This is a genomic window from Mycobacterium asiaticum, from assembly GCF_001673365.1.
Classification (GTDB): domain Bacteria; phylum Actinomycetota; class Actinomycetes; order Mycobacteriales; family Mycobacteriaceae; genus Mycobacterium; species Mycobacterium asiaticum_A.
Window position 1 is genome coordinate 23,783 of record NZ_LZLS01000002.1, and the last position, 15,008, is coordinate 38,790.

Annotated in this window: 20 protein-coding genes and 3 tRNA genes; 11 read left to right on the forward strand and 12 right to left on the reverse strand. The window is 62.6% G+C overall.

Annotation, left to right across the window (positions count from 1 at the left end):
* Positions 1-76: 76 nt before the first annotated feature.
* From A5634_RS00100 to A5634_RS00140, 10 genes are all read left to right on the forward strand, one after another.
* Positions 77-598, forward strand: a complete 522-nt coding sequence (locus A5634_RS00100) for a DinB family protein (RefSeq protein ID WP_065142079.1) — start codon at positions 77-79, stop codon at positions 596-598.
* Between the two features lie 2 nt (positions 599-600).
* A complete protein-coding gene (locus A5634_RS27860; protein ID WP_155769265.1) occupies positions 601-750 on the forward strand; it encodes a hypothetical protein in 150 nt (49 codons plus the stop codon).
* A 91-nt stretch (positions 751-841) separates the two neighbouring features.
* Complete coding sequence (locus A5634_RS00105; protein ID WP_065142062.1) at positions 842-2,188, forward strand: ABC1 kinase family protein; 1,347 nt, start codon at positions 842-844, stop codon at positions 2,186-2,188.
* 8 nt (positions 2,189-2,196) lie between these two features.
* Positions 2,197-3,102: an alpha/beta fold hydrolase gene (locus tag A5634_RS00110; RefSeq protein ID WP_065142063.1), complete on the forward strand. Its 906-nt coding sequence runs from the start codon at positions 2,197-2,199 to the stop codon at positions 3,100-3,102.
* 76 nt (positions 3,103-3,178) lie between these two features.
* Positions 3,179-4,039, forward strand: coding sequence for a cyclopropane mycolic acid synthase family methyltransferase (locus A5634_RS00115; RefSeq protein ID WP_065142064.1), 861 nt, complete (start codon positions 3,179-3,181; stop codon positions 4,037-4,039).
* Positions 4,040-4,190: 151 nt separating this feature from the next.
* Positions 4,191-5,054: a cyclopropane mycolic acid synthase MmaA2 gene (mmaA2, locus tag A5634_RS00120; RefSeq protein WP_065142080.1), complete on the forward strand. Its 864-nt coding sequence runs from the start codon at positions 4,191-4,193 to the stop codon at positions 5,052-5,054.
* A gap of 143 nt (positions 5,055-5,197) precedes the next feature.
* Positions 5,198-6,079, forward strand: coding sequence for a cyclopropane mycolic acid synthase family methyltransferase (locus tag A5634_RS00125; RefSeq protein ID WP_065142065.1), 882 nt, complete (start codon positions 5,198-5,200; stop codon positions 6,077-6,079).
* Between the two features lie 133 nt (positions 6,080-6,212).
* Positions 6,213-7,106 carry a hydroxymycolate synthase MmaA4 gene (gene mmaA4, locus A5634_RS00130; RefSeq protein WP_065142066.1) on the forward strand — a complete coding sequence of 298 codons (894 nt, stop codon included), beginning with the start codon at positions 6,213-6,215 and terminating at the stop codon, positions 7,104-7,106.
* Positions 7,107-7,201: 95 nt separating this feature from the next.
* On the forward strand, positions 7,202-7,894 hold the full coding sequence (locus A5634_RS00135; RefSeq protein WP_065142067.1) for a YciI family protein: 693 nt from the start codon (positions 7,202-7,204) through the stop codon (positions 7,892-7,894).
* Between the two features lie 7 nt (positions 7,895-7,901).
* Entirely contained in the window at positions 7,902-9,125 is a 1,224-nt protein-coding gene (locus tag A5634_RS00140) for an RNA polymerase sigma factor (RefSeq protein ID WP_065142068.1), read from the forward strand.
* Between the two features lie 153 nt (positions 9,126-9,278).
* Here the strand turns inward: A5634_RS00140 and rplA are convergent, their stop codons facing one another.
* From rplA to A5634_RS00200, 12 genes are all read right to left on the reverse strand, one after another.
* Positions 9,279-9,992, reverse strand: coding sequence for a 50S ribosomal protein L1 (gene rplA / locus A5634_RS00145; RefSeq protein WP_065142069.1), 714 nt, complete (start codon positions 9,990-9,992; stop codon positions 9,279-9,281).
* A gap of 73 nt (positions 9,993-10,065) precedes the next feature.
* The gene (rplK, locus tag A5634_RS00150) at positions 10,066-10,497 is read right to left on the reverse strand and encodes a 50S ribosomal protein L11 (protein ID WP_065035454.1); all 432 of its coding nucleotides are present in this window, start codon (positions 10,495-10,497) and stop codon (positions 10,066-10,068) included.
* Between the two features lie 59 nt (positions 10,498-10,556).
* Positions 10,557-11,282, reverse strand: a complete 726-nt coding sequence (gene nusG / locus A5634_RS00155; protein WP_065142070.1) for a transcription termination/antitermination protein NusG — start codon at positions 11,280-11,282, stop codon at positions 10,557-10,559.
* Between the two features lie 31 nt (positions 11,283-11,313).
* On the reverse strand, positions 11,314-11,775 hold the full coding sequence (gene secE / locus A5634_RS00160; protein WP_065142071.1) for a preprotein translocase subunit SecE: 462 nt from the start codon (positions 11,773-11,775) through the stop codon (positions 11,314-11,316).
* A 107-nt stretch (positions 11,776-11,882) separates the two neighbouring features.
* Positions 11,883-11,955 (reverse strand) — tRNA-Trp (locus tag A5634_RS00165).
* A gap of 123 nt (positions 11,956-12,078) precedes the next feature.
* Entirely contained in the window at positions 12,079-12,579 is a 501-nt protein-coding gene (gene hadC, locus A5634_RS00170) for a (3R)-hydroxyacyl-ACP dehydratase subunit HadC (RefSeq protein ID WP_065142072.1), read from the reverse strand.
* 3 nt (positions 12,580-12,582) lie between these two features.
* Positions 12,583-13,011 carry a (3R)-hydroxyacyl-ACP dehydratase subunit HadB gene (hadB, locus tag A5634_RS00175; protein WP_065142073.1) on the reverse strand — a complete coding sequence of 143 codons (429 nt, stop codon included), beginning with the start codon at positions 13,009-13,011 and terminating at the stop codon, positions 12,583-12,585.
* Positions 12,998-13,477, reverse strand: a complete 480-nt coding sequence (gene hadA / locus A5634_RS00180) for a (3R)-hydroxyacyl-ACP dehydratase subunit HadA (protein WP_065142074.1) — start codon at positions 13,475-13,477, stop codon at positions 12,998-13,000. The genes hadB and hadA overlap by 14 nt, the downstream gene beginning before the upstream one ends.
* A gap of 60 nt (positions 13,478-13,537) precedes the next feature.
* Positions 13,538-13,705, reverse strand: a complete 168-nt coding sequence (gene rpmG / locus A5634_RS00185; RefSeq protein ID WP_036352522.1) for a 50S ribosomal protein L33 — start codon at positions 13,703-13,705, stop codon at positions 13,538-13,540.
* Between the two features lie 54 nt (positions 13,706-13,759).
* Positions 13,760-13,833 (reverse strand) — tRNA-Met (locus A5634_RS00190).
* Between the two features lie 32 nt (positions 13,834-13,865).
* Positions 13,866-13,938, reverse strand: a tRNA-Thr gene (locus tag A5634_RS00195).
* Between the two features lie 107 nt (positions 13,939-14,045).
* On the reverse strand, positions 14,046-14,261 hold the full coding sequence (locus A5634_RS00200) for a type II toxin-antitoxin system VapB family antitoxin (RefSeq protein WP_065142075.1): 216 nt from the start codon (positions 14,259-14,261) through the stop codon (positions 14,046-14,048).
* Between the two features lie 131 nt (positions 14,262-14,392).
* Here A5634_RS00200 and A5634_RS00205 point away from each other — a divergent pair.
* Positions 14,393-15,008, forward strand: a 616-nt coding sequence (locus A5634_RS00205; protein WP_065142076.1) for an MBL fold metallo-hydrolase, incomplete at its 3' end; no start/stop codon positions are given.

Below are 15,008 nucleotides of genomic sequence, written 5' to 3' on the forward strand. Positions count from 1 at the left end.
TTACGGCGCTGAGCCCACCCGAAAAAGCCGTTTGCAAACCAGGTTCTTGTCGGTGGGTGATGGAAGGCTGGCCGTCATGGCGAATCTGAGCTCGCAACTAGCCGACCAACTCGACGTGCACTGGCAAACGCAGCTGCGCCCGCGCCTGAGCGGCCTGACCGACGACGAGTACTTCTGGGAGCCGGTGCCCGACTGCTGGACAGTGCATCCGCACGGGACGGTGGATTTCGCATTCCCGCCTCCCACTCCGGTGCCGTTCACGACGATCGCGTGGCGCCTGGCCCACGTCATCGTCGGGGTGTTCGCAATGCGCAACCACAGCCACTTCGGCGCACCGCCGGCCGACTACCAGAGTTGGTCGTATGCCACCGACGCAGAAACCGCGCTGGGTCAACTCGACACTGCGTACGCGACGTGGATAGCCGGCGTGCGGTCGCTGTCGCCCGATGACCTGAACCGGCCGTGCGGGCCGGCCGAAGGTCCGTACGCCGAGTACGCGATCAGCGAGTTGGTCTTGCACATCAACCGGGAAGCGATCCATCACGGTGCCGAAATCGCTTGTCTGCGTGACCTTTACCTGCACACCCAAGAGGATTGAGCATGACCGCCCTGGCTTCGCCGGCCGAAAGACCCCCGATCATTCGAGCGGATTTCGACAACGAGTACGTGATGCTGCCGCAGGAAAGAATTGTTGCCGGGCGGAAAAATTGGGAGCCGAAACCGTGGATCACGCCCTGGCAGGCCAAATAGGTCAGTTTCGCGGCTTTTCACCTAGTGAGCGGGCTCACTGAAATTCGGATCGAATTGGGAATCGACTGCCCAAATTTGGCAGACTGCAGAAATGAGTTCCACTAAACACCGTGATGTGGCCAAGCTTGACCGCGTGCCGCTACCGGTCGAAGCGGCCCGGGTAGCCGTCACAGGTTGGCAGGTCACCCGTACCGCCGCTCGCGTGGTCACCCGACTGCCAGGCAAAGGGTCCTGGCAGCAGAAGATCATCAAGGAAGTTCCGCAGACGTTCGCCGACCTGGGTCCGACGTATGTGAAGTTCGGGCAGATCATCGCGTCGAGTCCCGGCGCGTTCGGCGAGTCGTTGTCCCGCGAATTCCGCAGCCTGCTCGACCGGGTGCCGCCGGCCGACACCAACGAGGTGCACAAGCTGTTCGTCGAGGAACTCGGCAACGAGCCGGCGAACCTGTTCGCCAGCTTCGAGGAGCAGCCGTTCGCCTCGGCGTCGATCGCGCAGGTGCATTACGCCACGCTGAAGACCGGCGAGGAGGTTGTCGTCAAGATCCAGCGGCCGGGTATCCGTCGCCGGGTCGCCGCGGACCTGCAGATTCTGCAGCGCTTTGCCCAGGCCGTCGAACTGGCGAAGTTGGGTCGCCGGTTGTCAGCACAGGACGTCGTCGCCGACTTTTCCGACAACCTGGCCGAGGAGTTGGATTTCCGTCTCGAGGCGCAGTCGATGGACGCGTGGGTTTCCCATCTGCACACCTCTGCGCTGGGCAAGAACATCCGGGTGCCGCAGGTGCACTGGAACTTCACCAGCGAGCGGGTATTGACGATGGAACGGGTGCATGGCATCCGCATCGATAACGTCGCCGCGATCCGCAAAGCCGGCTTCGACGGCACCGAACTCGTCAAAGCCCTGCTGTTCAGCGTGTTCGAGGGCGGGCTTCGGCACGGGCTGTTCCACGGCGACCTGCACGCGGGCAACCTTTACGTCGACGATCAAGGCCGGATTGTGTTCTTCGACTTCGGGATCATGGGTCGCATCGATCCGCGCACCCGCTGGCTGCTGCGTGAGCTGGTGTACGCGTTACTGGTCAAGAAGGATCACGCCGCGGCCGGCAAGATCGTGGTGCTGATGGGCGCGGTGGGGACCATGAAGCCAGAGGCAGAGGCCGCCAAGGACCTGGAGAAGTTCGCCACCCCGCTGACCATGCAATCGCTGGGCGACATGTCGTATGCCGACATCGGACGCCAGCTCTCGGCGCTGGCCGACGCCTATGATGTCAAGCTGCCACGCGAGTTGGTGCTGATCGGCAAGCAGTTCCTCTACGTGGAGCGGTACATGAAGCTGTTGGCCCCCAAGTGGCAGATGATGTCGGACCCGCAGCTCACCGGCTACTTCGCCAACTTTATGGTCGAGGTCAGCCGCGAGCATCAATCGGATGTAGAGGTTTAGGTAAACAAGTGGAAGTTCGCAGCGGCACCGCGGTATCAGGTGACGTGAAGCTGTACTACGAGGACATGGGCGATCTCGATCACCCTCCCGTGCTGCTCATCATGGGTCTGGGCGCCCAGATGCTGCTGTGGCGCACCGAGTTCTGCGAGCGGCTCGCGGGGCACGGACTGCGCGTCATCCGCTACGACAACCGGGATGTCGGGCTATCGACCAAGACCGAGCGTCACCCCTCCCCGCAGCCGCTGGTCACCCGGATGGCGCGGTCGTTTCTCGGTCTGCCCAGTCGGGCGGCGTACACGCTGGACGACATGGCCGATGACGCTGCGGCCCTGCTCGATCACCTCGACATCAGCCAAGCGCACATTGTCGGGGCTTCGATGGGCGGCATGATCGCTCAGGTCTTCGCGGCCCGGTTCGCCGAGCGGACCAAGACGCTGGGAATCATCTTTTCCAGCAACAATCACCGCTTCCTGCCGCCCCCGGCGCCGCGCGCCCTGCTCTCCCTGATCAAGGGACCACCACCGAGTTCGCCGCGCGAGGTCATCATCGACAACTCGATTCGGGTCAGCAAGATCATCGGCAGCCCCGGCTACCCCACGCCCGAAGAACAGGTTCGCGCCGACGCCGAGGAAGCCTACGACCGTAACTTCCATCCGTGGGGCATCTCTCAGCAGTTCAGCGCGATCCTGGGCAGCGGCAGTCTGCGCCACTACGACCGGATGATTGCTGCGCCGACTGTGGTTATCCACGGTCGAGCGGATAAGCTGATGCGCCCGGTCGGCGGCCGCGCCATTGCCCGAGCGATCAATGGTGCTCGATTGGTGTTGGTCGACGGTATGGGACATGATCTGCCCAAGCAATTGTGGGATCGCGTGATTGGCGAGCTGCGAAACAACTTCGCTGCCGTCGGTTGAGCCGGAGCCGGCGGCTCACGCACCCGGTTATCGAGCAAATAGGAGAGACTACGGTGTCCGCTGGAGGTGGTCCCAAATGGCTGAACTGAGGCCGTATTACGAAGAGTCGCAGGCGACGTACGACATTTCCGACGACTTTTTCGCCCTGTTCCTGGACCCGAACATGGTGTACACCTGCGCCTACTTCGAGCGCGACGACATGACTCTCGCTGAGGCGCAGATAGCCAAGTTGGACCTGGCGCTGGACAAGCTGAACCTCGAGCCAGGCATGACGCTGCTAGACGTGGGCTGCGGCTGGGGCGGTGCGGTGGTCCGCGCGCTGGAGAAGTACGACGTCAACGTCATCGGTGTCACGTTGAGCCGGAACCACTATCTGCGCAGCAAGGCCAGGCTGGCCGCGATCAACACCACGCGCCGCGCCGAAGCGCGACTGCAGGGTTGGGAAGAGTTCAACGAGAAGGTCGACCGAATCGTCAGCTTCGAAGCATTCGACGCCTTCAAGAAGGAGCGTTGGCCCGCATTCTTCGATCGCGCCTACGAAATTCTGCCGGACGACGGCCGGATGCTGCTGCACAGCATCTTCACCCATGAGCAGACCTACTGGCGCGACCATGGCATCACGGTGACCATGAGCGATCTGCGTTTCTTCCGTTTTTTGGCGACGGAGATTTTCCCGGGTGGCGGAATGTGCGGCGAAGTCGACATCATCGACAACGCGAAGAACAGCGGCTTTTCGGTCGGCGAAATTCAGTACCTGCAGCCGCATTACGCACGAACCCTGGACATGTGGGCGGCGAATTTGGAGGCCCACCGCGACGAAGCGATCGCCATCCAGTCGCAAGAGGTCTACGACCGCTTCATGCGCTACCTAACTGGCTGCGCGAACCTATTCCGCAAGGGTCTGTCCAACGTCGCTCAGTACACCCTGACGAAGTAACAGAACCCCGCTGACCTGCTAAGACGCGGTCGCGGTTTAGCGATGCACGCCCGCATCGGATAACATGCCTTCCAGCATGCTACGGGGGATGCGAGAAATTCGGCATGCGATTGCGGGGCCTGCACGGCCCGGGAAGGCATACACCAACATCATGGCTGAGAAGCTGAAGCCGCACTTTGACGACGTGCAGGCGCACTACGACCTGTCCGATGATTTCTTCCGCCTGTTTTTGGATCCGACTCAGACTTACAGCTGCGCGTATTTCGAGCGCGACGATATGACCTTGGAAGAGGCTCAGCTCGCCAAGATCGACCTGGCGCTGGGCAAGCTGGGCTTGCAGCCCGGCATGACGCTGCTGGACGTCGGCTGCGGTTGGGGCGCCACCATGCGTCGCGCGATCGAAAAGTACGACGTGAACGTCGTCGGCCTGACCTTGTCGAAGAACCAGGCCGCACACGTGCAACAGACCTTCGATGAGCTGGACACCCAGCGTCAACGGCGGGTGCTGCTGGAAGGCTGGGAGCAGTTCGACGAGCCCGTCGACCGCATTGTGTCGATCGGCGCGTTCGAGCACTTCGGTCACGACCGTTATGACGACTTCTTCACCCTGGCGCACAAGCTGCTGCCGGCCGACGGCGTGATGTTGCTACACACGATCACCGCGCTGACGGGTCCGCAGATGATCGAACGCGGCATGCCGTTGACCTTCGAAATGGCCCGCTTCAGCAAATTCATCATGACCGAGATTTTCCCGGGCGGGCGGTTGCCGTCGATCGAGAAAGTCACCGACCACTCGGCGAAATTCGGGTTCAAGCTGACCCGCCGCCAGTCGCTACAACCGCACTATGCGAAGACCCTCGACCTGTGGGCCGAGGCTTTGCAGGCGCACAAAGCCGAAGCCATCGAAATCCAGTCCGAAGAGGTCTACCAGCGGTACATGAAGTACCTCACGGGTTGCGCCGACTCATTCCGGGTTGGCTACATCGACGTCAACCAGTTCACCCTGGAGAAATAAGCGACCAGAGTGACGCCTGTTAGGTCTTATTCGAAAAATGGCGGCACCACTGCTTTCAGATACGGAGGATGCACGCACGCGCGTGTAGGGTGCCGGGGGATGGTCCCCTCGTGGGGGGTGGGCCTGTCCCATCGGGAGGACGTATGTCTAACAACCTAACGCGCGCCCGGACCAAGCGTGAGAACAACGACGACGTTCAGGCGCACTACGACATCTCCAACGAGTTCTTCGAGCTGTTCACCGATCCGACTCGGACCTACAGCTGTGCTTACTTCGAACGCGACACGATGACCCTGCAAGAGGCCCAGATCGCCAAGCTGGACCTCGCGCTGGGCAAACTTGGGCTCGAGCCTGGCATGACACTGCTCGATGTCGGCTGCGGTTGGGGTTCGACGATGAAACGCGCCCTGGAGAAATACGACGTCAACGTCGTCGGCGTCACGTTGTCCAAGAACCAGCACTCCTACTGCGAACGACTGCTGGACCAGGTGGACACAAACCGCTCGTACCGGGTCCTGCTGAGCGACTGGAGCGATTTCAGCGGCGAAGTGGACCGCATCATCACCATCGAAGCGTTGGAACACTTCGGCTTCCATCGCTACGACGAGTTCTTCAAATTCGTTTACAACGCGCTGCCCGCCGATGGCGTCATGCTGTTGCACTCAATCACTGGTCTGACCGGAGGGCAGATTGTCGAGCGCGGCATGCCGGTTACCTTCGAGATGGCGCGATTCATCAAGTTCATCGTGACCGAGATCTTCCCCGGCGGCCGGTTGCCGTCAATCGAGAAGGTCAACGACCACGCGACCAGGGCCGGCTTCACCGTGTCCCATGTCGAATCTCTGCAACTGCACTTCGCCAGAACCCTTGATCTGTGGGCCGAAGCCCTCTCGGCCCATAAGGACGAGGCCATCGAGATCCAGTCTGAAGAGATCTATGAGCGGTATATGAAGTACCTGACGGGCAGCGCCGAGTCCTTCCGGATCGGGTACATCGACTGTAACCACTTCACGCTGCAGAAGTAGGGTTCAATGGCCGAGCGCAGGTTGCCAGGCCGGTCAGCCGGCCCCGCCAGATCGGGTAAGGTTGCACGTCAGACACCTAGGAGCCGCACGCGCGACGAGGTAGCGGCACATCATCCAGGAGAACACCACAGCAATGGCCGATAATCCGACCGATGCCCTGACCAAGCCAAGACAGTTCGAGGAAATCCAGGCGCACTACGACGTTTCCGACGACTTCTTCGCCCTGTTCCAGGACCCGACTCGCACCTACAGCTGCGCTTACTTCGAGCCGCCGGAGATTTCCCTCGAGGAAGCCCAGATCGCCAAAGTCGACCTGAACCTGGACCAGTTGGACCTCAAGCCCGGGATGACGCTGCTGGACATCGGGTGCGGCTGGGGTACCACAATGAAGCGTGCCGTCGAGAAGTACGACGTCAACGTCATCGGTCTGACTCTGTCCAAAAACCAGCATGCCCGTTCGCAGCAAGTGTTGGACTCAATCGACACCAACCGCTCCCGCCGGGTACTGCTACACGGCTGGGAGGACTTCAACGAACCGGTCGACCGCATTGTGTCCATCGAGGCCTTCGAGCACTTCGGGCACGAGAACTACGACGACTTCTTCAAGCGGTGTTTTGACATCATGCCCGAGGACGGCCGGATGACCGTCCAGAGCAGCGTCAGCTACCACCCGTACGACATGGCGGCCCGCGGCAAGAAGATCACCTTCGAGACGGTGCGGTTCATCAAGTTCATCGTCACCGAGATCTTCCCGGGTGGCCGACTACCGTCGACCGGGATGATGATCGAGCACGGCGAGAAGGCGGGATTTGTTGTCCCCGAACCGCTTTCGTTGCGCCCGCACTACATCAAGACGCTGCACATCTGGGGTGACACCCTGGAATCCAACCGGGAAAAGGCCATCGAGGTGACCTCTGAAGAGGTCTACCAGCGGTACATGAAGTACCTGCGCGGCTGTGAGCACTACTTCGACGACGAGATGCTCGACGTCAGCCTGGTGACCTACCTCAAGCCCGGCGCCGCCTAATTTAGCGGTAACTGTCGGATTGGCGGGGCCGGTATTCGTCGTAAAGGTAGAGAGTGGGACACAAGGGTTCCGCTCCCCACCGGAGGTCACGACAGATGCAATACCTCGCTTTGTTGATCAGCGAAGAAAGAAACCTCACGCCCGACGAGCGTGGCGCCACGAAGGCGGCATTTCAGGGCTTTCACGCGAAGGCCGCTTCGGCGATCCGTGCCGGCGATGCGCTCACCCCCACCTCGACCGGGATGGTCATCACCGGCGGTCCTGATGCTCCCGTCGTCACCGACGGCCCATTCGCCGAAGCCGCCGAGGTGGCCTGCGGTTACTACGTGTTGGAGGCGGAGAACCTGGACGATGCCCTGGAGTTGGCGCGGGACATCCCGGCCGCCGCCTTCGGCGCCGTGGAGGTGTGGCCGATGTTCGGCACCTTCGAGTGCCGCCGTCCGTCCGGCACCCATTGGCTGGCACTACTGCTCGAACCGCCGTCGAACGCGGTGCCGCCCGGCACGCCGGAATGGCAGGCCATGGCGGCGCCGCATGGCGAATTCGCGGCCGCGGCCGGCGAGCGCGTCATAGGTGGGGCGGCGCTGCACGAACCGTCCACCGCAACCACGGTGCGGGTGCGCGACAGCGGGGTCCTGATCACCGATGGCCCCTATGTGGAAGGTGCCGAGGTGGCCAATGGCTTCTACGTGCTCACCGGCAACCGCGACGAGGCCGCCAAAGTAGCCGCCATGATTCCCGCTTCTAAGGTCGAACTTCGACAGCTCGCGGGGGCGTCGGGACTGTAGCCGCCGAATGACCAGCCTGGCCGGCGTCTTCCGCCGGGAATGGGGACCAGCCGTCGCCGCGCTCGCCCGGTGGTCTGGTGATCTCACCGTCGCGGAAGACGCCGTCCAGGAAGCCTGCGCCGAGGCGCTGCGCGTCTGGCCCCGGGACGGGGTGCCGGACAGTCCCGGCGGCTGGCTCATCACGGTTGGCCGCAACCGAGCCCGGGATCGGCTCCGGCGCGAATCCGTCCGTCCCCGAAAGGAATTGGCGGCCGTGTTGGACGACATCCGGGCCCGCACCGACAATTGTGACCCGCAGCCGGTGCGCGATGACGAACTGCGAATGATGTTCACCTGCGCCCATCCGGCGCTGGACCGACAGTCGCAACTGGCGCTCACGTTGCGGTTGGTGAGCGGGCTGACGGTCGCCGAGATAGCCCGCGCCCTGCTGCAGTCGGAGACGGCCGTCGGACAGCGAATTACGCGGGCCAAGAACAAGATCCGGCACGCAAACATTCCACTTCGGGTGCCGCCCGCGGAGCTGCTGGCCGAACGCACTCCACACGTGCTCAGCTGCATCTACTCGGTGTTCACCGAGGACTACTGGTCCACGGCCGGTCCGTCGGCCATCCGTGACGAACTGTGCGATGAGGGGGTGCGGCTTGCCGAAGAGTTGTGCGCTCTGATGCCGACGCAGGAGGCCAAGGAGGCGCATGCCTTGGCAGCCCTTGTCCTGCTTCATGATTCGCGACGTTCCGCCCGGGTGAACGCCGCCGGCGCGCTGGTGCCGCTTGAGGAGCAGGACCGGCGGCGATGGGACCGGAGTCGGATTACCCGCGGCTTGGAACGGCTGCGCCAGGCGCAGGGGTCGAGCGGCGCTTATCTGCCGCAGGCGGTGATCGCCGCGCTGCACGCCACGGCGCCGTCCTGGGAGCAGACCGATTGGGCAACCATCTGCGCGGCCTACGATCGGCTGCTGCGGTTGACCGACTCACCGGTGGTGCTGGCCAACCGCGCGCTGGCCGTCGGTTTCCGCGACGGCTCCGAGGCGGGTCTGGCCGCGCTGGAGAAAGTGGCCCACGATCCACGGCTGGCCCGGTCGAACCTGGTTGCCTCGGTGCGCGCCGATCTGTTGCGACGCGCCGGACGACCGGCCGATGCCGTGGTCTGGTACCGAACAGCGTTGGAGGCCAACGGTTCCGAGCCGGGCCGCGAGTTCTTACGGCGGCGCATCACCGAGTGCGGCGGGTAGTTCTGGGCTCGCCTGAACCCTCCCCCGGATCCCCCTCGCCGAAAGTGAATTTCACGACGCGACACGCCGCTGGAACGTCGCGGGATTCACTCTCGTCGACCGGGAGCGGCGGCCTCAGACGCCGCTCACTCGCGGGTGAGCGGCGTCAGCCGCTTACTCCGCCTCGGCGGTGAAGTTGCGGGTGATCGACGGGTCCACGGGGATGCCCGGTCCGGTCGTCGTCGACACGACGACCTTCTTCAGGTAACGGCCCTTGGACGACGACGGCTTGTGCCGCAGCACCTCGTCCAGCGCGGCGCCATAGTTCTCGGCGAGCTTCGCCTCGTCGAATGACGCTTTGCCGATCACGAAGTGCAGGTTGGCCTGCTTGTCGACGCGGAAGTTGATCTTGCCGCCCTTGATGTCGGCAACAGCCTTGGCGACATCGGGGGTCACGGTGCCGGTCTTGGGGTTCGGCATCAGGCCACGCGGCCCGAGCACCCGGGCGATACGACCCACCTTGGCCATCTGGTCGGGCGTCGCGATCGCGGCATCGAAGTCCAGGAACCCGCCCTGGATCTTCTCGATCAGATCGTCGCTGCCGACCACGTCGGCGCCTGCTGCGACGGCGGCATCGGCCTTCTCACCAACCGCGAACACCGCAACGCGGGCGGTCTTACCGGTTCCGTGCGGCAGGTTCACCGTGCCGCGGACCATCTGGTCTGCCTTGCGCGGGTCGACGCCGAGCCGGATAGCCACCTCGACGGTCGCATCCTGCTTGGTCGACGACGTCTCCTTGGCCAGCCGCGCGGCCTGCAGCGGGGTGTAGAGGTTGTTGCGGTCCACCTTCTCGGCGGCGGCGCGGTATGCCTTGCTGGTCTTGCTCATTGGATATCCAATCTGTGTTGGGTCGTGGTCGGCGGGCCGGAGCTGGCCCTCCCACGCGTTCTGATGTGTCGAACTATTCGACCGTGATGCCCATCGACCGGGCGGTCCCGGCGATGATCTTGGCGGCGGCGTCGATGTCGTTGGCGTTGAGATCGGTCTTCTTGGTCTCGGCGATCTCGCGAACCTGGTCCCAGGTGACCTTGGCGACCTTGGTCTTGTGCGGTTCCGCGGAGCCCTTCTGCACACCCGCGGCTTTGAGCAGCAGCTTGGCCGCCGGCGGCGTCTTCAATGCGAAGGTGAAGCTGCGGTCCTCGTAGACCGTGATCTCCACTGGGATGACGTTGCCGCGCTGGTTCTCTGTCGCGGCGTTGTACGCCTTGCAGAACTCCATGATGTTGACGCCGTGCTGGCCGAGCGCGGGGCCGACGGGCGGCGCAGGGTTAGCCTGCCCCGCCGTGATCTGGAGCTTGATCAGCCCGGTGACTTTCTTCTTCTTCGGGGCCATGGGATGTCGATGTTCCTTCCTGGTTTTGCTTAGTTCAGAGCCCACCCAAGGCGGCGGGGCTAAATTTTGGAGACCTGGCTGAAGGTTAGTTCCACCGGTGTTTCGCGGCCGAAGATGGACACCAGCACCTTGAGCTTCTGCTGTTCGCCGTTGACCTCGCTGATGGTGGCGGGCAACGTCGCAAAGGGCCCGTCCATAACCGTCACCGATTCGCCGACCTCGTAGTCGACCTCGACGACCGGACGTTCCAGCCCACCGGTCTCTGCCGCGGCGGCGGTGCTCGCCGCGCCCTTGGCGGCCTTCTTCGCCGCACCCGGCGGCAGCAGGAACTTCACCACGTCGTCGAGCGAAAGTGCCGACGGGCGCGAGGTCGCACCGACAAAACCGGTCACGCCGGGGGTATTACGCACCGCGGCCCACGAGTCGTCGGTCAAGTCCATTCGCACCAGGATGTAGCCGGGCAGCACCTTGCGGTTGACCTGCTTGCGCTGACCGTTCTTGATCTCGGTGACCTCTTCGGTGGGAACCTCCACCTGGAAGATGTAGTCGCCGACGTCAAGGTTCTGTACGCGGGTTTCGAGGTTGGCTTTCACCTTGTTCTCGTATCCCGCGTAGGAATGGATGACGTACCAGTCGCCCGGCTTGCTGCGCAGGTCCGCCTTGAGGGCGGCAACGGGGTCGACGTCTTCGGCTGGGGCAACTGCGCCCTCTGCACCCTCCGGGGTACCCGCCTCTTGCACGTCGACCGCCTCACCCGCGGACGTGTCACCGTCGAAGGTAGTCACGGTTTTCAGTCCTCTCTATAGCTCTGAAGTCTCAGCCGAACACCATCAGCACGAGCTTGCTCAAACCCAAGTCCGCACCGGCCACCAGCGCCACCATGAAGGCCAAGAACGCCAGCACCACGGACGTGTAGGTAAGCATCTGCTTGCGGTTGGGCCAGATCACCTTCCGCATCTCGGCTACAACCTGCTTGATGTAGTTGTAGACGAACATCAACGGGTTGGCCGAACTCGACGCTCCCGCCTTCTTCGGCTTCTTCGGCTTGGCTTTCGGTGTGGACTTGGTCTTTGCGGTGTCCTTGGCCGCATCTTTTTTGGCCGGCTGCTTCTTGGTGAGCACGACCTCGGTCGAGTCGTCGTCGTCCTCTTCCGGTGCCTCTACGGCGCGCGCCCGGGTCCGTTTGCCCGTGGGCCGCTGTGGCCGCGCCACGGCTTTGGTCACTACAGCACTGCCGTCGCCTGCGGCGTCGTCGGCAGCGTCGCCTTCGTCGCTCACCGCATGCTCCTTTGTTCGCTAGCTTTCGCGCCTATTTCAAGAGCCTTTCGGCTCCCGGCCACTCTTACAGTGTCCACCATGGCACGATACCGATGACTCACCGTCAGCAGGGGCGACAGGACTTGAACCTGCAACCTGCGGTTTTGGAGACCGCTGCTCTGCCAGTTGAGCTACGCCCCTATTTCCAGGGCTTACATGACTCGCGCGCCCCCCGTTCGGCAATCGCGAACCGACCGGACAGCGCGCTTGTAATGGGAAAACCCCGACGAACGAGTGTACATCCACGTGGGAGCCAGATACTAATTAGGCGGTTCGGACGACCTGGCCGCTTTCCTTGTCCCATTTGAGCTGGATCGAGTTGTCGCCCTCGTGGCCCATCAGGGTCGTGTAGGCCTCCAAAACCAGCGCGCCGTCCTGGTTGTGGCAAAAGTTCTTCGTGACCACGATGTCGGCGCCGAACCGCTCGTTCACGGATTCGATGCGCAGGCTGCCGTAGAGCTTGTCACCGACATGTATCGGCGCGTGGTAGACGAACTTCTGGTCGACCTGCACGATCTGCATGGTCTCGAAGCCGACGTCGACATTGCGGAAGAAATCGTCCTGGATCAGTTTTGCCAGGATGGACACAAAGGTCAGCGGGGCGACGAGGCGGTCGTAGCCACTCTCGGCGGCCGCGGCCTCGTCGTAGCAGGCCTGATCGTCGCACTTGATCGACCGGGAAAATTGCCGAACCTGCTCGCGGCCCACCTCGAAGTAGTCGGGGTACTGCCAAGTCATACCGCGAATATCTGTTTTGAGCGCCATCCGCTAGGCCAACTTCGCCGAGGCGACAGCCCGACCGAAGATTTTCTTGCCGCCGGTCGTCGCGGTGAGCGCGATGGTCACCGATTTGGTTTCCGGGTCAACGGACTTCACCCGGCCGCTGAACACCAGCTCAGCACCCTTGCTGTCATTGGGCACCGGGACTACCGCGGTGAAGCGCACGTTGTATTCGGTGACGGCGCCCGGGTCGCCGACCCACGACGTGACGTAGCCGCCGCCGATCCCCATGGTCAGCATGCCGTGCGCGATGGCGGTGTCCAGACCGACCATTTTGGCGATCTCGTCGTCCCAGTGAATCGGGTTCAAGTCACCCGACACCCCCGCGTAATTGACCAGATCCTGTCGGGTCAACGGGTAGGTCCGCTCCGGCAGCTGGTCACCCACCTGCACCGAACTGAACTCACGCAGAGGCATCTGAAAATCCTTCTTCCCCGTCTTCGCCGGAACGACCTGCCAGCGTCGTGTAGGTCTCTTGCACAATGTCACCAGCGTCATTGGTGATGATGTTCTTGGTCACGATGATCTGGGTGCCATGCGCCTCACGCACAGAATCCACGTATACGTCACAGTAAAGTTTGTCGCCCGCGACGATCGGCTTCTCGAACTTCAATACCTGATCGATCTGGACGATCTTCTCGTCCGAAATGGCGATGTTGGCATAGTCGAAAAAAGCCGATTGCGCCTTGTAGCCGAAGACGCAAATGAACGTCAGCGGAGCCGCCAGTCCGTCGTAGCCCAGTTCTGCCGCCGCCTTGTCGTCGAAGAACGCGGCGTCATCGTTTTGCACAGCCGTCGCGTGCTCGCGAATCTTTTCTCGCTCGACCAGGTAATAGTCGGGATAGCGGTAGTGCATCCCGACGATCTTTTCGGACAACGCCACGATTTTCGAACCTACCTACGAATCTTCGGCCAGACTGAGACCACTGCTTGTGGTGGGCAGTTACCGCGTTTCGCGGTGCCCTTGGTGCTTACCGCAATTCGGGCAGAACTTCTTCAGCTCCAACCGGTCAGGGTCGTTGCGACGGTTCTTCTTGGTGATGTAGTTACGGTGCTTGCACACCTCGCAGGCCAACGTGATCTTCGGCCGTACATCAGTACTGGAAGCCATGACTTTCTTCTCTCAGTTCTCTGTCAATCTCGTCAAAGTCTCGATGTTGTTTTGTAGCGATGGCCGGACTCGAACCGGCGACCTAACGATTATGAGTCGTTCGCTCTAACCGACTGAGCTACATCGCCTCTGGTACCGCCACCTTGCTCGGCGTCCGCCGAGCCCCCTAACGGAATCGAACCGTTGACCTTTTCCTTACCATGGAAACGCTCTACCGACTGAGCTAAGGGGGCCGTTCACCCGAAGCGACCAGTCGTGCAGGTGCGCTATCAAGGCCAAAAAGAGGGTACAGCGTGGCCTGCAACGTAGCCAAACCACGTGCGCGGGTAGCGACCGAACGTCAACCGGGACTGCCGTTGCGGTGCGGGACCCAGGCACTGAGATCGCTGAACTCGTCGCATTCGTCGTCCTGCGGATCGTGTTCGGTGTTGTCGGCTACGTCGATCATCGCCCGCAGGGCGATATTGACGGCCTCTCGCGCATCGGCCAGGTGGTAGCGCCGAATGATCTCGTCGACGAGGTCGACGTCAACCACAATCTCCACCCGTTTCAACATGGACCAACGATACCTATTACCCACCACCCGGAACCATCCCATTTAGGCGCTTTACCGGCAGTTTCGGCGCCCCGCGACGCTTCGGTGACGGCGGAGTTGGTCGACTGCGGGGCGGCCCATACTCTGGTGGCGTGTCAGATTCGGACCGGTTGTACTTCCGCCAACTGCTCTCCGGCCGCGATTTCGCCGCCGGCGACCCGATCGCGGCGCAGATGCGCAACTTCGCCTACTTGATCGGCGACCGCGAGACCGGGGACTGCGTCGTCGTCGACCCGGCCTACGCCGCCGGAGACCTCGTCGACGCGTTGGAATCCGACGGCCTGCATCTGTCCGGTGTGCTGGTGACCCATCACCACCCCGACCACATCGGCGGGTCGATGATGGGATTTGAGCTCAAGGGCCTCGCTGAGCTGCTGGAACGGGTGAGCGTACCGATCCATGTGAACTCCGAGGAGGCGCTGTGGGTGTCCCGGATCACCGGGATCGCGATGAGCGACCTGACCACCCACGGCCATCGCGACAAGATCAGCATCGGCGATATCGAGATCGAGTTGTTGCACACCCCGGGGCACACGCCGGGGAGCCAGTGCTTTCTGCTCGACGGCCGGCTCGTCGCCGGCGACACCTTGTTTTTGGACGGCTGCGGGCGCACCGACTTCCCCGGCGGCGATTCCGACGAGATGTATCGCAGCCTGCAGCAACTTGCCGCCCTGCCCGGCGACCCGACGGTGTTTCCCGGCCACTGGT

What these genes read in the sequence shown, in the direction of transcription:
- A5634_RS00125 (WP_065142065.1), top strand. Translation starts at nt 5,198, where the DNA reads ATGTCTAACAACCTAACGCGCGCCCGGACCAAGCGTGAGAACAACGAC.
- hadC (WP_065142072.1), bottom strand. Translation starts at nt 12,579, where the DNA reads ATGGCGCTCAAAACAGATATTCGCGGTATGACTTGGCAGTACCCCGAC.
- rplK (WP_065035454.1), bottom strand. Translation starts at nt 10,497, where the DNA reads ATGGCCCCGAAGAAGAAGAAAGTCACCGGGCTGATCAAGCTCCAGATC.
- rplA (WP_065142069.1), bottom strand. Translation starts at nt 9,992, where the DNA reads ATGAGCAAGACCAGCAAGGCATACCGCGCCGCCGCCGAGAAGGTGGAC.
- A5634_RS00100 (WP_065142079.1), top strand. Translation starts at nt 77, where the DNA reads ATGGCGAATCTGAGCTCGCAACTAGCCGACCAACTCGACGTGCACTGG.
- A5634_RS00105 (WP_065142062.1), top strand. Translation starts at nt 842, where the DNA reads ATGAGTTCCACTAAACACCGTGATGTGGCCAAGCTTGACCGCGTGCCG.
- A5634_RS00200 (WP_065142075.1), bottom strand. Translation starts at nt 14,261, where the DNA reads ATGTTGAAACGGGTGGAGATTGTGGTTGACGTCGACCTCGTCGACGAG.
- mmaA2 (WP_065142080.1), top strand. Translation starts at nt 4,191, where the DNA reads ATGGCTGAGAAGCTGAAGCCGCACTTTGACGACGTGCAGGCGCACTAC.
- rpmG (WP_036352522.1), bottom strand. Translation starts at nt 13,705, where the DNA reads ATGGCTTCCAGTACTGATGTACGGCCGAAGATCACGTTGGCCTGCGAG.
- mmaA4 (WP_065142066.1), top strand. Translation starts at nt 6,213, where the DNA reads ATGGCCGATAATCCGACCGATGCCCTGACCAAGCCAAGACAGTTCGAG.
- A5634_RS00135 (WP_065142067.1), top strand. Translation starts at nt 7,202, where the DNA reads ATGCAATACCTCGCTTTGTTGATCAGCGAAGAAAGAAACCTCACGCCC.
- A5634_RS00140 (WP_065142068.1), top strand. Translation starts at nt 7,902, where the DNA reads ATGACCAGCCTGGCCGGCGTCTTCCGCCGGGAATGGGGACCAGCCGTC.
- hadB (WP_065142073.1), bottom strand. Translation starts at nt 13,011, where the DNA reads ATGCCTCTGCGTGAGTTCAGTTCGGTGCAGGTGGGTGACCAGCTGCCG.
- A5634_RS00115 (WP_065142064.1), top strand. Translation starts at nt 3,179, where the DNA reads ATGGCTGAACTGAGGCCGTATTACGAAGAGTCGCAGGCGACGTACGAC.
- A5634_RS27860 (WP_155769265.1), top strand. Translation starts at nt 601, where the DNA reads ATGACCGCCCTGGCTTCGCCGGCCGAAAGACCCCCGATCATTCGAGCG.